The organism is Microbispora siamensis (assembly GCF_016863095.1).
Taxonomy (GTDB): Bacteria; Actinomycetota; Actinomycetes; order Streptosporangiales; family Streptosporangiaceae; genus Microbispora; species Microbispora siamensis.
In genome coordinates this window covers 1-14120 of record NZ_BOOF01000035.1, presented here as the reverse complement: position 1 = coordinate 14120, position 14120 = coordinate 1, and the positions used below count along the sequence as shown (strand labels likewise).

Here is a 14120-nt window from a genome sequence, read left to right as displayed (position 1 = left end):
CGATGTCGGCCAGTACACTTCTCTCCGCCATAGCGGCATTTCATCGGCCATTCTCAATACGCTGTACGCATGACAACCGATACGTCGTACGCAACCGTGTGGCGGGCCGGTGACGAGGGCGCCCAGGCAGTGCTGGACGTCCTGACCGAGGCGTTCATGAACGACCCCCTCGTCCGCTGGCTCTTCCCCGCGGCAGGCGACCGCGGCCGCCTCCAGAGGCACTACTACCGCCCCTTGCTCGCGCACCCCGCCGCCGAGCCGCACCTGTACCTGCCCTGCATCGGCGTGCTCGGCGGGTGGCAGGGCGCCGGGCTCGGCTCGGCGATGTTGCGGCACCGCCTGGAGCGGGCGGACGCCGACGGGGTCCCCGCATACCTGGAGGCGAGCTCGGCCCGCAGCCGCGCCCTCTACCTGCGACACGGTTTCGCGGATCTCGGCGAGCCGGTACGCGTGGCCGACGGTCCGCTCCTGTGGCCGATGTGGCGTCAACCAGCACAAGAAGGAGACAACCGATGACCCGTGAAGCACAGCCGACCCTTGTGTTCGTCCACGGCACCCACTCATCGTCGTACCTGGCCTCCGGCCTGATCACCGAGCTCACCCTGCGCGGACACCGCGCCGTGGCCGTCGATCTCCCCGGACACGGCGACGATGCGTTCTACCCCCGCGCCTACCAGGCTCCGCAGGATCTGGAGGCCCTGGCCACCGAGTCGTCCCCGCTCGCCAAGCTCACCATCGACGACTACGCCGAACGCGTTGTGGACGTGGTGCGCCGCGCCCGCCGCCACGGCCCCGTGATCCTGGCCGGCGCCAGCCAGGGCGGCGTCGTGGTGAGCAGAGTCGGCAACGCGATCCCCGACCTGCTCGACCGCGTGATCTACACCGCCGCGTACTGCTGCGTGGACCTGCCCAACCTGAGCGCCTACCTCTCCACCCAGGAGAACGCCGACAGTCTGCTCCCGCAGGTGACCGCCGCTGTGGTCGGCGACCCTGCGGTCCTGGGGGTGGCCAGGGTCAACTGGCGCACGGCCGATCCGGCGCTCATCGACGGCATCAGGGAGTGCCTGGCCGGCGACTTCACCGACGAGGCCATGACCCGGCTGCTCAACACGTTCCAGCCGGACGAACCCGTCAGCATCCCTGTGGCCGACGCCCGGGGCGAAGCGCACACCTGGGGCCGGATCCCCCGCACCTACATCCGCTTCACGCAGGACCGGCTGATCCCGCCGGCCCTGCAGGACCGCTTCATCGCCGAGGCCGACCGCCTCACCCCCGACAACCCGACCGACGTACGCAGCGTCGCCGCCCCTCACGTCGGCCCGTTCAACCGGCCCGAACTGGTGGGCATCCTCGTCGAACTTCTGACGCCCCGACCCTAGAGCTGCTCCTGCCGCAGCCAGGCCCGCGAGGGCAGCGGGTGGCCGAACAGGCGGGCGGCGTTGCCGTACGAGACCCTGGCGATGTCGGCGGGCGGCAGGCTGCCGAGGTTGCGGGCCACCGCGCGCTGGGTGTCGGGCCAGGTGGACTCCGCGCGCGGGTAGCCGGCCTCCAGCAGCACGCGCTCCATGCCCACGGCGAGCCGCACCGAGCTCAGCGCGCTGTCGTCGAGCGTGCCGAAGAAGAAGTTGCGCCGCAGCACCTCGCTGGGCTTGAGGCCGCCCTCCCAGCTCGGCTCGCCGGCGACCGGGTGGTCGAGCGCGTAGTCGGCCCGCTCGGCCAGCATCGGCAGCCACCCGACGCCGCCCTCCACGATGAGGATGCGCAGCTTGGGGAAGCGCAGCGCCACGCCCGACCACAGCCAGTCGGCGCAGGCGAACATCGCGCTCGCCGGGATCAGCGTGGTGATCGCCTCGACCGGGGTGTCCGGTGAGGGCACCGGCGCCCAGGAGGACGCGCCGGTGTGCAGGCACACGACCGTACCGGTCTCCTCGCAGGCGGCGAAGAACGGGTCCCAGTGGCCGCTGTGGATGGACGGCAGCCGCAGCCGGGTGGGGAACTCGGGGAACACGACGGCCTTGAAACCGCGTGACGCGTTGGCCCTGATCTCCTTCGCCGCGATCTCCGGGTCGGGGAGCCAGGGAAGCTGGAGCGCGATCATGCGCTCGGGGTAGGTGCCTGCCCACACGTCGACGTGCCAGTCGTTCCAGGCCCGCACGAGCGCGAGCCCGAGATCCTGGTCGCGGGTGCGGCCGAACGCCACCCCCGCCTGGCTCGCCAGCATGCCGGGGAAGCACAGGGCCGCCCAGATCCCGGCCCGGTCCATGTCGCCGATCCGGGCCTCGATGTCGTAGCAGCCCGGCCGCATGTCCTCGAAACGGACGGGGTCGAGCGTCCACTGTTCCTTGGGCAGGCCCGCGCCCACGTCGAGCCCGGCGCAGGGATAGGTGGCGCCGCCGTACCGCCACACCTGGTGGCCCGACTCGGTCTCCACGACCTTGGGCGCGAGGTCCTTGTACTTCTCCGGGAGGCGGTCCTCGAAGAGGTCGGCCGGCTCGATCAGGTGATCATCGACCGAGATGATCACGTAGTCCCGCCGCCTCGGCTCTGGGTCGGGATGCAGCGGCGTAGTCACGGTAGTAAACGGTAGGGCCAAGGGATAACACCGTACAAGCTGCGAGGTCTCCGGTTGGTATCCGTTCGCTCACCTTGCGGCGCGTACGGTCACATCCTGTGACTCCTGCTCCGTCCGGAGGTCACGGGCCTCCCGGCGCATCAGCAGCACCCAGCCGCCCACCGCGATCCCGATGAACAGCCACCACTGCACGGCGTACGCCAGGTTGAGCCCGCCACCGGCGCCCACGTCGGGCGGAGGCAGGAGTTCGGGCGCGGGACCGCCCTGCGGCTGCTGCACGGTGAGCTCCACGAACCCGCCGAAGACCGCGTACGGCAGGCCCTGGGCGATGCGGGGCGTGTCGATCAGCAGGATCTGCCCGGACGGCAGCCCGGACCGGTTCCTGATGCCGGTGTTGTCCTGCGTCTCGGCCGGGCGGAGCCGTCCGGTGACGGTCACCTCTCCGGTGGGCGGCGCGGGCACCTGCGGCGGGGCGTCGGCGGTCGCCCCGGCCGGGACCCAGCCCCGGTTCACCAGCACGGCGCCCTGCGGCGTGACGAGCGGGGTGACCACGTAGAACCCGACGCGGCTGTTGAGGGTGCGCCTGCGCACCACGAGCTCGTGGGCGGGGTCGTACCGCCCGGTGGCGGTGACGAGGCGATACCTGTCCCGCTCCGGCACGGACGCGCCGGTCCGGTCCAGCCGGTCGAGCGGCACCGGTGCGGCGGCGAGGTTGGCGGTGATCCTCGCGCTGTCGGCCGACCGCTCCTCGAACCGCCCCCACTGCCACCTTCCCAGGAAGAAGAAGGCGGGGATCAGCACGAGCACGAGCAGGTGCAGCCCGACCCAGCGGCGTGAGAGGAGGAACCGGTACACGCCACCAGCCTAGGCAGCGCCATGACCGGTCTCACCGTCAGGCCGGGGTGCTGAGGCGGGCGCCGGGGCCGGGGCGGGGGGTCACCTCGCGCGGGCCGCCGACCTCGTGGCCCTCCTCGCACACCAGGTGCAGCGCGACGGGCGCCCCGCAGTCGCGGTGGGTCACCATGACCGGCGGCCCCTCGGGATCGGCCACATAGCGGTCGCCCCAGTGCATGAGGGCGATCATGATCGGGTAGAGGTCGAGGCCCTTCTGGGTGAGCCGGTACTCGTCGCGCTGGCGCTGGCCGGGCTCCTGGTAGGGCACCTTGCGCAGCAGGCCCTCGTCCACGAGCCGGGACAGCCGCGCGCTCAGCACCTGCCGGGGCGCGCCGGTGCGCGTCTGAAGGTCGGCGAACCGCCGGACGCCGTTGAACGCCTCCCGGAGGACCAGGAACGTCCACTTCTCGCCGAGCACGGCGAGGGTTCGCTCGATGGAGCAGTTGTCCACCCGGTAACGCCGCATGTCGCGCATCGTAACCACAACATCCTCCCGGCATCTAAGTCTACTTGACAGACTCAGCAGGCTCGGGGGAAGCTGAGTCCATGTTGGGAACTCAGGTCAGGCCCATCGTGGACATCCGTGCGGCGCGTCCGGGCGACGACGAGGAGCGGGTGCGGCTCTTCCTGGAGGGCCTGTCGCAGGCCACGCTGACGAACCGCTTCTTCGTCGGCCCGGGCCGGCCGAGCGCGAGCCTGATCCGCGCGATGACCGCGCGCGACGACAGGCGGGACGCGCTGCTCGCGCTGCACGGCGACGCCGTGATCGGGCACGCCATGAGCCACCTGGCGGAGGGCGAGGCGGAGATCGCGGTCGTGGTGGACGACCGGTGGCAGAACCTCGGTGTGGGCTCGCGGCTCGTGCGCACCCTCCTGCGGCGGGCGTCCGTACGCGGCGCGGTCGTCGTCGGCATGGACGTCATGACGGAGAACCGGCGGGTGCTGTCCATGGTGCGGAGGGCCTGGCCCTCTGCCACAATCGACGCACACGGCACATCCGTCGAGATCAAAGCCGACCTTGCGTTTGCAGAACAAGGTTCTGTTGGTTCACCATTGACTATGTGAAGAACGCGAAGAGCGGACGAGACGGCAGGGCCAGGATCATCGAGGGCGCCCTGCGCAGGTTCAGCCAGAGCGGGGTGTCGGCCACTACCCTGGCCAGCCTCCGGCAGGAGAGCGGCGTCAGCGTCGGCAGCTTCTACCACCACTTCACGAGCAAGGAACACGTCTTCGGCGTGCTCTACGCCGAGATCCTGGACATGTACCAGGACGCCTTCGTCAGCGAACTCGTCCGCCACGAGGACGCCCGGGCCGGCATCGAGGCCATCGTCGCCATGCACATGGCCTGGTGCGGCGAGCACCCCGAGCGCGCCCGCCTGCTGATCAGCGAGCGCCCGCCCCGGCGCAACGAGCCCGGCGGGCCTGAGGTCGCCGAGTCGAGACGCGAGTTCTTCCGGCAGGTCGCCGACTGGTGGCGGCCGCACATGAAGGACGGCGTGCTCCGCCCCGTCCCCGCCACCATGTGCTACGTGCTGTGGCTCGGCCCGGCGCAGGAGATGTGCCGCCTGTGGTTCACCGGCGCCCACCAGCCCACGCAGGAGGAGATCCGCGAGCTGGGCGAGGCCGCCTGGAACAGCCTCAAGATGCCGTAGCCCCGCGATAGATTCGAGGCGTGGACGCCCCTTCTGACCTGGTCCGGCGGCTTCGCGACAGATTCGTGGAGGCCGGTTACACGATCGACGGCGTGCGTGAGCGGCTGGGCGACATGGCCGCCTCCGCCCTGGCCCGTGAGGAGATCGTGCCCGCGCTGCGCGCCACCAGGGACGCCGACCCCCTCGCCACGCTGATCCGACTGTGGTGGCTGGGCGCCCCGGTCAGCCTGGCCGCCGCCGACCTCCCGCTGCAGGACCTCATCGAGGCCGGGCTGCTGGTGCGCCTGGGCGACTCCGTGCAGGCCACCGTGCACCTCCAACCGTGGGACACCGGAACGGGCGACCCGGCGTACGTCGTGTCCGACCGCAAGGTGCGGCCCGGCGACCCCTCCCTGCGGACCGACCACGTGGTGGGAGCGGGCGGCGCGTCGGCCAACCTCGCCCAGCTCGGCTGGACCGCCCCGGTCGGCCGGGCGCTCGACCTCGGCACCGGCTGCGGCGTGCAGGTGCTGCACCTGGCGCCCAGGGCGGAGCACGTCGTCGCGACCGACGTGAACCGCAGGGCCCTGCGGCTGGCCCGCCTCAGCTGGGGCCTGTCCGGCGTGACCGGCGTCGAGGCGCGCGAGGGCTCGACGTACGACCCGGTGGACGGCGAGCGGTTCGACCTCGTGGTGTCCAACCCGCCGTTCGTCATCGCGCCCGAGGCCAGGTACACCTACCGGGAGGCCGGGCGGCGCGGCGACGAGTTCTGCCGCGACCTCGTACGGCGCACGCCCCGCCACCTCGCCCAAGGCGGCCAGGCGCGTTTCCTCGCCAACTGGCTGCACGTCAAGGGCGAGGACTGGCAGGACAGGGTGGGCGGCTGGCTCGCGGAGACCGGCTGCGACGGCTGGGCCGTGCAGCGCGACGTGCAGGACCCGGCCGAGTACGTCGAGCTGTGGCTGCGGGACTCCGCGGAACACGGCACGTCGGCCTACCGGGAGCGTTACGACGAGTGGCTCGGCTGGTTCGAGTCGATGGACGTGACCGGCGTCGGCTTCGGCTGGATCGCCCTGCACGACTCCGGCACGCTGAGCCCGCTCGTGCGGGTGGAGGAGATGACGCAGCCGGTCGAGCCGCCGTCCGGCGCGCTGGTCGAGGAGGTCCTGCGCGCGGCGCGCGCCGCCCACGAGCTGTCCGACGACGACCTGCTCGACGCGCGGCTGAAGGTCGCCGAGGGCGTCGTGGAGGAACGCGTCGGCCCGCCCGGCGCCGACGACCCCTCCCGCATCGTCCTGCGGCAGACCCGGGGTGCGCGCCGTACGGTCGCCGTGGGAACGGTGGAGGCGGCCCTGGCGGGGGTGTGCGACGGTGATCTGCCCACGCGCCCGCTGCTCGCCGCGATCGCCGAGCTGACCGGTGAGGACCCCGCCGCGGTGCTCCGCGACGCCCCCGGGGCACTGCGCCCCCTGATCGCCGAGGGCTTCCTGACGGTTGCAAGCCTCCGTTGATCGGAGTTTGAACGGCCCGGGCGACAGTGGTCCTGTGCGGGCTTCGGGGGGGTTCGAAGCCCGCGCAGAAGCCCGGCCGGTCGTCAACGTGAGGCGGCGAGTCGCCACGGGGCGCACCGGAAGGATCCGGGCCCCTGCGCGCCCCAGTGGCGACAGGCGGCCGGCCGGGCGGTTCCAGCCCCCACAAGCGGAGATCGGTGGTCGATGTGATCAACCACGTCCGGATGAGCCGGCTCGACGACGACCTGCGGTTCGACTCAGGTCTCGACCTGCTGGCGCAGGAGCGCGCGGATGTCGTCGGCCTCGGGAGAGCCGAGCCGGGTGAAGATGTCGAGGGCCTTGACCAGGGCGTCCCTGCCCCGGCCGGTCTCCCCGAGGCTCGCGAGGGCCTTGCCGAGGGCGGCCAGTGACTGCGCCTCGCCGTACGGGTGGGTGATCTCGCGGCTCACGATCAGCGCCTGCTCGGCGTGCCGGGCGGCCTCGGCGAACCGCCCGGCGGCGATGAAGGTGGCGGCCAGCCGGTAGCAGACCCGCTGCTCCCAGACCCGCTGGTTGCTCGCCCGGAAGAAGGCCAGGCACTCGGCGTGGTGGACGACGGCCTCGTTGAGCCGCCCGACATGTGACAGCACGTTGCCGAGGTGGTAGCGGGCGCGGGCCATCCCGGCGCCGCTGCCGATCTCGGAGAAGACCGCCAGCCCGCGCTCGGCCGCGGCGATGGCGTCGTCCGGCCGCCCGAGGCCCAGGTGGTCGCGGGCCGAGTAGCACGACGCCAGCGCCTCGCCCGCGGGGTTGCCCGTCTCCCGGTGGACCGCGGTCGCCCGGTCGAACCATTCGAGCGCCTCGGTGTGGCGGCGCCGGCGGCCGGCGACGACCGCCAGCGCGTTGCACGTCTCGCCCAGCACGATGTGGTCGCCGGTCTCCTCGCCCAGCGTCCGCGCGGCGAGGAAATGGGCCTCGGCCTCGGCCAGCCGGTTCGCGCCGAACAGCACCCGGCCCAGCACGTAGCGGCAGCGCAGCTCGCCGCGTCGCTCACCGGCCCGGCGCGTCGCCGTCAGCAGGGCCGAGGTGCGCTGCTCGAAGTCTCGCTGATTGGTGCCCGACTCCAGCAGCGGCTCCATCGCCAGCAGCAGGTCGGCCGCCGCGAGCAGGTCCTCACCCGACGCGTCCTGGGCCGCAGCCGCCTGGGCCACGGCTCCGAACATGTCCTCGGCCTCGGCCGACAACCAGGCCACGGCCTCGTCCGCCGAGGAGAAGGAATGGCCCCGCACGCCCAGGTCGGTGAGGTTGTCGGCGATCGCGCTGCCCTCGTACGCCAGCCGGTGGGCCGCGCCCGCCGACGCCAGGTAGAAGCCGAGCAGCCGCCGCAGGGCGAGCGCGCGGGCCGCGGGCTCCTCGGCGTCCTCCGCCTGCCGCCGGGCGAACAGCTTGAGCAGGTCGTGGAAGCGGTAGCGGCCCGGCGCGGGCGCCTCAAGCAGGCTGGCGTCGACCAGGGACTCGATCACGTCCTCGGCCTCGGCAGGAGTGAGGTCGAGCACGGCCGCCGCCGCGAAGACCGAGATGCCCGAGCCCGCCGGCAGTGACAGCAGCCGGAACGCCCGCGCCTGCCGGGCGTCGAGCTGGCCGTACCCGAGGGCGAACGTGGCCGAGACCGCCAGGTTGCCGATCTTCATCTCGTCGAGGCGGCGGCGCTCGTCGGCGAGCCGGGGGACGAGCGAGGCCACCGTCCACGATGGCCGCGACGCGAGCCTGGCCGCGACGATCCGCACGGCCAGCGGCAGGAAGCCGCAGGCGGCGACCACGTCCATGGCGGCGGCCCGTTCCGCCGCCACCCGCTCGGGTCCCGCGACCGCCGCGAGCAGCGACAACGCCTCCTCGGGCTCCATCACGTCGAGGTCGACGAGCCGGGCCGCGGGCAGGTCGGCCAGCTTGCCCCGGCTGGTGATGATCGCGGCGCACCCGGCCGAGCCGGGCAGCAGGTGCTCGACCTGCTCGGCGTCGCGGGCGTTGTCGAGCAGCACCAGCATCCTGCGGTCGGCGAGCAGCGAACGGAACAGCGCGGAGCGCTCGGCCAGGCCGTCGGGGATCACGTCCATCGGGATGCCGAGAGCGCGCAGGAACGCCACCAGCGCCGTCTCGGGCGCGGTCGGCTCGGCGCCGTATCCCCGCAGGTCGGCGTAGAGCTGGCCGTCGGGGAACAGCTCCTGGGCGAGGTGGGCCACGTGGACGGCCAGGGTCGTCTTGCCCACGCCGCCGATGCCCGACATCGCCGCGATCGGCACGCCCTCTCCCGCCCCCTCCCCGCGGAGCAGCGCGAGCAGCCTCCGCACCAGGCCGGTGCGTCCGGTGAAGTCGGGCACGGCCGCCGGGAGCTGCGCCGGTCTCGGCATCTCGATCGCGGGGCCGGTCTCGGCCGTCGCGGCGTCATCGTGGACATCCTGAGGCGAGAGCCGTACGGGAGGGGGTGCGAGGGCGAGGGAGGGGTCGGCGGCGAGGATCCGCCGGTGCAGGCCGGTCAGCTCGGCCCCGGGCTCGATGCCGAGCTCCTCCACGAGCGCCTGCCGGGTCTCGGTGAAGACCGACAGCGCCTCGGCCTGCCTGCCGCAGCGGTAGTAGGCCAGCATGAGCTGGGCGCGTAAGCGCTCGCGCAGCGGGTGTTCGGCGGCGAGCGCGACCAGCTCGGAGACGATCTCCGCGTGCCGGCCCAGCTCCAGGTCGAGCTCCATGAGCGTCTCGACCGCGCTCATCCGGCGCTCGGCCAGGCGGTCGCGCTGGTGCTCGGCGTACGGGCCGACCGCGCCGGCGAGCGGCTCGCCCGACCACAGGCGCAAGGCCCCGCGCAGCCGCCGGGCGGCCTCCCCGGCCCGGCCCGTACGGCGGTCGGCCTCGGCGGCGGCGCACTCGCGCTCGAAGACGGCGAGGTCGAAGCGGGTGGGGTCGAGCCGCAGCGCGTACCCCCGGCCCACAGAGGTCAGCAGCCGCGGCGGGGTCCTCGGGGAACGGTCCGGCTCCAGGACGGTGCGCAGGCGGGAGACGTAGGTGCGCAACGCGCCGAGCGCGCGCGGGGGCGCGTCCTCGCCCCACACGCCGTCGATCATCTCGTCCGGCGTGACCGCGTGGCCCTCCCGCAGCAGGAGCATCGCGAGAATGGAGCGTTGCAAGGGCGTGCCGAGGTCGAGTTCGACGCCGTCGCACCACGCCAGGACGGGTCCGAGCACGGCGAAGCGCAGGCCGCCCGCGGCGGCGTGATCAGGCATGTCGACCTGTCTCCCGATGGCAAGATTTCCGACCAAATGATAGATCGTGCCGCTCGGCGGCAGTAGGACCGAGCGCGCCGGTTCAGTGTGCGTTCAGGTGCTTGAAAGCGGCCTGCAAACCACGGGGAGAGCGCTGAAAGCAGGTTGCAGGCGGGCGGGCCTATCACTGAGGTGCAACCCCGACAGCACCCCGCATCGGGGGATCGTCCTCGAACAGGAGAACCGAAATGCGACGCACCATCACCCTCGGTCTCGCCGCAGCCGCCGCCGTCGCCGCCCTCGGGCTGCCGGCCCTCGCGACCGCCGCCAACGCCGCCCCCGCATCCGCCGCGTCCGCCTCGCACCACGACGACTGGGACTACGACGGCTGGTGGGGCACCTACTGGTCCTCCAACCACCTCGCCAAGGCCAAGGGCTACGTCGACGTGAACTACGACGACGAGGAGTCGAACCGGGTCCACGTCACCGGCAAGCTGTACGACAACGACCACCGCACCTACAGCGAGGGCGGCAAGTGCGCGTACATCAAGTTCCGCGTGTCGTCCTGGGACGACGGCGAGGACGACTGGTCCTCCAGCTTCAAGTCGTACAAGTACTGCGGCGCCGGCGGCTACAAGCAGATCAACTTCTGGCGCTACGACGTCGCCCAGGTCCAGGCGAAGGTCTGCCAGATCGGTCAGTACAGCAACTTCCCCGTGAAGTGCGGCTCCTGGCACGACATCTACAACGCCTACGAGGACGACTTCGGCTACGACGCCTGACGACCGTCCCCCTCCCGGCACCCCCCCGCATGACGCGGCCCGTCCCTTCCGGGACGGGCCGCTCTTCTCTATGGGCTGATCACGCTGCTTCCGACGCCGCTTCCAGGAGACCCAGCCTCACGCGGAGACGTTCGCGTACGGCGGGCCACTCGGGACTCAGGATCGAGTAGTAGGCGGTATCTCGGACCGTGTCGTCGGCGCCTCGGCTGTCCGCTCGTCGCACACCGTCGAGGTGCGCGCCGAGGGCCTCGATGGCGGCCCGGGATCGGGTGTTGCGTACGTCTGCCTTGAGGGTGATCCGGTGAACCTGCCAGGTCTCGAAGGCCAGGGAGAGCATCAGGTACTTGCTCTCCCGGTTGACACCGGTGCCCTGGGCCGACGCGGCGAGCCAGGTGTACCCGATGTCCGCGACGGACGGGACCTCGCCCACCGCGCCCTTCGTACCCGGTGGCCAGGGCATCGGGCCCTGCCAGTACTCCAGGTTCATCAGACGGGTGGCACCGACCACGCGGTCGGTGTGCAGCCACCGGATGGCGAAGGGCAGCGTGCGGCCCTCCGCCTGCTCAGCCAAGGCGGCCTCCACGTAGGAGACCATCTCATCCCGGCCAGCGGGAACGCGAGTGAAGGCGTACGTAGAACGGTCTTCACTCGCCGCGGCGACGAGGTCGTCGAGCACCGCGAAGCTGAGCGGTTCCAGGCGCACGGAGCGCCCGGACAGGGTGACAAAAGCGGGCATGAGCACATGATGGGGGCTGCTGACCACGGGTGATACCAAATGACACGAGACATCTTGGCGGGGGCTGGGTTAAGGGGTGTGCCCGGAGGAGAAACCGCAGGTCAGCGCCTTGATCCGGGTCTCGCGTGGCGGGCGGCCAGGGTAAAGATTTGGCCAAAGATCCACGGTGCCCGGCGAACGGTTCAGCGGAGGGCGGCGGGAACGTCCGCGGGCGCGCCGAACCAGGTCTCCAGCGCGTTCGCGAGCCCCTCGGCATCGGCGCCGTCCGGGTCCTCCGCCCAGGCGACGAACCCGTCCGGGCGCACGAGAAGAGCGGCGGGAGCGTGCGGGTCGTGTATCGCCGTCGTGACGGTGGTGACCCGGTCCCCGTAGCCGTCCACCACCGTGCCGCCGAACCTGGATCCGCTCTGGCGGACGAGCAGGCCGCGCCCGTCGTGGAGGTGATCGGCGAGCCGTGAGCCGTCCTCGAACTCGTAGTCCGGCGCGCTGCGTCCCACCAGGGGATGCCCGCTGTCGCCGGGCATGTCGTACCGCTGCCAGACGCCCGAGATCTTCTTGACGAAGTAGGTGGTGCCGGCGACCGTCTCGATCAGGTCGGCGACCACCGCCCGCGCCGCCCGCGCGTGGGCGTCGGGACGCATCAGGGCGATCTGGGCGCGCGTCCAGTCGAGCACCCAGGCGCCGATCGGGTGCCGCTCCCGCGTGTAGGTGTCGAGCAACCCTTCCTGCGCCTGCCCTCGTACGACGGCCGCGAGCTTCCAGCCGAGGTTCACGGCGTCGCCCAGCCCCAGGTTCAGCCCCTGCCCGCCGAAGGGCGAGTGGACGTGCGCGGCGTCACCGGCCAGCAGCACGCGGCCGAGCCGGTAGGTCGCCGCCTGCCGGGCGTTGTCCGTGAACCGGGTGGCCGTCCTGATCTCCTTGACGACCACGTCGGCGCCCGTGACATACCTGACCGCATCCTGCAGTTCCTCCGGGGTCACCGGCGCGGTCCTGTCGGCCCCGCTGCGGGCGACGCCGTCGAAGCGCGCGACGAGGATGCGGCCCGGCACGGGCCCGTGGGAGTAAACCCCGGTCGGGGTGGCCTGCCAGCCAACGCCGAGGTGTTCTGTGCCCTCCATCTCCGCGACGGCCTGGTAGGCGGTGATCTCCGGGTCCGTTCCGGGGAACTCGAAGCCGGCCAGCTTGCGCACCGTGCTCCTGCCGCCGTCGCAGCCCACCAGCCAGTGGCCGTGCACCGGGCCGCCGGTCGTGGTGACCGTGACCCGCTCGCCGTCGTCGGTGAAGCCGGTCACCTCCACTCCGCGCCGCACCTCGACTCCCAGCTCGGCGGCGCGTACGGAGAGGATCTGTTCGAGCTGCTGCTGCGACACCAGACCGATCTCGGCGGCCGGTCCGTGACCGGACAGGTCCGGGTCGTCGGCGTCCAGCCGATCGGCGCTCAGCATCATCCCGGCGAAGTGGCCGGCGAACCTGGGCGGGGTCCGACGCGGCCCTTCGGCGGGAGCCCGCCCCCGCATGAACGTGGCCATCAGCTCCAGCGTCCGGTCGTGGGCCTCCTTGAGCGCCGGCAGCAGGCCGCGCCGGTAGAGCGCCTCCACGCTGGGCGTGTTCAGCGCTCCCGCCTTGATCGTCGGGTCTATCTCGGTGAGCCGTTCGAGCACCACTACGGACGCCCCGCCCAGTCGCAGCTCGCAGGCCAGCATCAGGCCGACCGGTCCCCCGCCGACCACAACGACGTCGTACGACATCTGTCCTCCCCGTAGTTACCGTTGCTATAAACTTACTGTCACTATAAGTTTTTAGCAACTAGAGTGAGATGGGTGACGGATACCTTGGGGCTGCGTGAGCGGAAGAAGCGGCAGACCCGTTCGCTCATCTCGGATGTGGCCTCGGGCCTGTTCATGCAGCGTGGGTTCGACAACGTCACGGTCGCCGAGGTCGCCGAGGCGGCCGGAGTCTCGACCAAGACCGTCTTCAACTACTTCCCCCGCAAGGAGGACCTGTTCCTCGACCGCTACCCGGAGGCGGTCGAGCTGGTCACCCGGGCCGTACGGGAACGGGCCGAGGGGGAGAGCCCGCTCGCCGCGCTGCGCCGGCTGTTCCTCCGCATGCTCAGGGAAGGCCACCCGCTCGGCGGGATCGGCCCCGGGTATCAGGTGTTCTGGCAGGTGATCCTGGACTCGCCCGCGCTCAGGGCCCGGACGAGGGAACTGGTCGAGGAGTTCGAGGGCGTGCTCGCCGGTCTGTTCGCCGAGGCGGCCGGAACCGACCCGGCCGACCCGGCCCCGAGGCTCGCGGCCGCCCTGGTGGTCGCCGCCTACCGCGCCGTATACGTCACCAGCATCGACAGGATCCGCGCCGGTGATCCCATGCAGGACGTGATCGCCGACCGCGTCGCCCTGCTCGACCGCGCCATGGCCGCCGTCGAACGCGCCGTCGACGCGTTCTGAATAGCGCCTTCGGCATTTTTGTGAGTAGCGCCTTTGGTGTTATTGCCCCTTTTTTCGGGTTGACCTGCTGCTCCAACTATTCGCTTTTCGCGGTTGCTGGAGGTAAGGAGCAGGTGAAAGAATTCATACAAGTTTTCGAATCTCACGAGGAGGTGCCATGGATCTGTTCGATCTCGATCCTGAGCACCTTCGTCGTTCGAATAGCTCTGATTGGTCGTCCGAGGGCTCAGCCGCCCGCGAGCAGGCAAGCCAGGACACCAGCGACGGCGTGCCCGGTGCGGCCGGCGCTGACAGTGCCGGTCGGGGCAGGG

13 protein-coding genes are annotated in these 14120 nt (G+C 71.6%); 7 read left to right on the top strand and 6 right to left on the bottom strand.

Annotation, left to right across the window (positions count from 1 at the left end):
- Nucleotides 1-69: 69 nt before the first annotated feature.
- Nucleotides 70-516 carry a GNAT family N-acetyltransferase gene (locus Msi02_RS28205; protein ID WP_204051074.1) on the top strand — a complete coding sequence of 149 codons (447 nt, stop codon included), beginning with the start codon at nucleotides 70-72 and terminating at the stop codon, nucleotides 514-516.
- On the top strand, nucleotides 513-1379 hold the full coding sequence (locus tag Msi02_RS28200) for an alpha/beta fold hydrolase (RefSeq protein WP_204051073.1): 867 nt from the start codon (nucleotides 513-515) through the stop codon (nucleotides 1377-1379). Before Msi02_RS28205 ends, Msi02_RS28200 begins: the two co-directional genes overlap by 4 nt.
- Here Msi02_RS28200 and Msi02_RS28195 read toward each other — a convergent pair.
- The 3 genes from Msi02_RS28195 to Msi02_RS28185 all read right to left on the bottom strand — a co-directional run bounded on the left by Msi02_RS28195 (nucleotide 1376) and on the right by Msi02_RS28185 (nucleotide 3932).
- Nucleotides 1376-2572 carry an amidohydrolase family protein gene (locus tag Msi02_RS28195; protein ID WP_079320084.1) on the bottom strand — a complete coding sequence of 399 codons (1197 nt, stop codon included), beginning with the start codon at nucleotides 2570-2572 and terminating at the stop codon, nucleotides 1376-1378. The genes Msi02_RS28200 and Msi02_RS28195 overlap by 4 nt on opposite strands.
- Before the next feature lie 69 nt (nucleotides 2573-2641).
- Nucleotides 2642-3427: an SURF1 family cytochrome oxidase biogenesis protein gene (locus tag Msi02_RS28190; RefSeq protein WP_204051072.1), complete on the bottom strand. Its 786-nt coding sequence runs from the start codon at nucleotides 3425-3427 to the stop codon at nucleotides 2642-2644.
- Between the two features lie 37 nt (nucleotides 3428-3464).
- Nucleotides 3465-3932 carry a winged helix-turn-helix transcriptional regulator gene (locus tag Msi02_RS28185; protein ID WP_204051071.1) on the bottom strand — a complete coding sequence of 156 codons (468 nt, stop codon included), beginning with the start codon at nucleotides 3930-3932 and terminating at the stop codon, nucleotides 3465-3467.
- 80 nt (nucleotides 3933-4012) lie between these two features.
- Here Msi02_RS28185 and Msi02_RS28180 point away from each other — a divergent pair, with 80 nt between their 5' ends.
- Genes Msi02_RS28180 through Msi02_RS28170 form a run of 3 tightly spaced genes read left to right on the top strand, consistent with a single transcriptional unit; the run spans nucleotide 4013 to nucleotide 6608 of the window.
- A complete protein-coding gene (locus Msi02_RS28180) occupies nucleotides 4013-4531 on the top strand; it encodes a GNAT family N-acetyltransferase (RefSeq protein WP_204051070.1) in 519 nt (172 codons plus the stop codon).
- Nucleotides 4528-5118 (top strand): TetR/AcrR family transcriptional regulator, encoded by a 591-nt coding sequence (locus tag Msi02_RS28175; RefSeq protein WP_204051069.1) that lies wholly within the window; start codon nucleotides 4528-4530, stop codon nucleotides 5116-5118. Before Msi02_RS28180 ends, Msi02_RS28175 begins: the two co-directional genes overlap by 4 nt.
- 11 nt (nucleotides 5119-5129) lie before the next feature.
- Complete coding sequence (locus Msi02_RS28170) at nucleotides 5130-6608, top strand: DUF7059 domain-containing protein (protein ID WP_373308319.1); 1479 nt, start codon at nucleotides 5130-5132, stop codon at nucleotides 6606-6608.
- Nucleotides 6609-6865: 257 nt separating this feature from the next.
- Here the strand turns inward: Msi02_RS28170 and Msi02_RS44050 are convergent, their stop codons facing one another.
- Nucleotides 6866-9862 carry an AfsR/SARP family transcriptional regulator gene (locus Msi02_RS44050; RefSeq protein ID WP_204051068.1) on the bottom strand — a complete coding sequence of 999 codons (2997 nt, stop codon included), beginning with the start codon at nucleotides 9860-9862 and terminating at the stop codon, nucleotides 6866-6868.
- Nucleotides 9863-10089: 227 nt separating this feature from the next.
- Between Msi02_RS44050 and Msi02_RS28160 the strand changes: the two genes are divergently transcribed.
- Nucleotides 10090-10623: a hypothetical protein gene (locus Msi02_RS28160; RefSeq protein ID WP_079320078.1), complete on the top strand. Its 534-nt coding sequence runs from the start codon at nucleotides 10090-10092 to the stop codon at nucleotides 10621-10623.
- A 79-nt stretch (nucleotides 10624-10702) separates the two neighbouring features.
- Here Msi02_RS28160 and Msi02_RS28155 read toward each other — a convergent pair whose 3' ends face one another.
- Nucleotides 10703-11359 (bottom strand): GNAT family N-acetyltransferase, encoded by a 657-nt coding sequence (locus Msi02_RS28155; protein WP_079320098.1) that lies wholly within the window; start codon nucleotides 11357-11359, stop codon nucleotides 10703-10705.
- Between the two features lie 182 nt (nucleotides 11360-11541).
- Entirely contained in the window at nucleotides 11542-13107 is a 1566-nt protein-coding gene (locus Msi02_RS28150; RefSeq protein WP_204051067.1) for an FAD-dependent oxidoreductase, read from the bottom strand.
- Nucleotides 13108-13179: 72 nt separating this feature from the next.
- Here Msi02_RS28150 and Msi02_RS28145 point away from each other — a divergent pair, with 72 nt between their 5' ends.
- Nucleotides 13180-13809, top strand: coding sequence for a TetR/AcrR family transcriptional regulator (locus Msi02_RS28145; RefSeq protein ID WP_204051066.1), 630 nt, complete (start codon nucleotides 13180-13182; stop codon nucleotides 13807-13809).
- Nucleotides 13810-14120 lie beyond the last annotated feature (311 nt).

What these genes read in the sequence shown, in the direction of transcription:
- Msi02_RS28205 (WP_204051074.1), top strand. Translation starts at nt 70, where the DNA reads ATGACAACCGATACGTCGTACGCAACCGTGTGGCGGGCCGGTGACGAG.
- Msi02_RS28200 (WP_204051073.1), top strand. Translation starts at nt 513, where the DNA reads ATGACCCGTGAAGCACAGCCGACCCTTGTGTTCGTCCACGGCACCCAC.
- Msi02_RS28185 (WP_204051071.1), bottom strand. Translation starts at nt 3,932, where the DNA reads ATGCGGCGTTACCGGGTGGACAACTGCTCCATCGAGCGAACCCTCGCC.
- Msi02_RS28180 (WP_204051070.1), top strand. Translation starts at nt 4,013, where the DNA reads ATGTTGGGAACTCAGGTCAGGCCCATCGTGGACATCCGTGCGGCGCGT.
- Msi02_RS44050 (WP_204051068.1), bottom strand. Translation starts at nt 9,862, where the DNA reads ATGCCTGATCACGCCGCCGCGGGCGGCCTGCGCTTCGCCGTGCTCGGA.
- Msi02_RS28160 (WP_079320078.1), top strand. Translation starts at nt 10,090, where the DNA reads ATGCGACGCACCATCACCCTCGGTCTCGCCGCAGCCGCCGCCGTCGCC.
- Msi02_RS28155 (WP_079320098.1), bottom strand. Translation starts at nt 11,359, where the DNA reads ATGCCCGCTTTTGTCACCCTGTCCGGGCGCTCCGTGCGCCTGGAACCG.
- Msi02_RS28150 (WP_204051067.1), bottom strand. Translation starts at nt 13,107, where the DNA reads ATGTCGTACGACGTCGTTGTGGTCGGCGGGGGACCGGTCGGCCTGATG.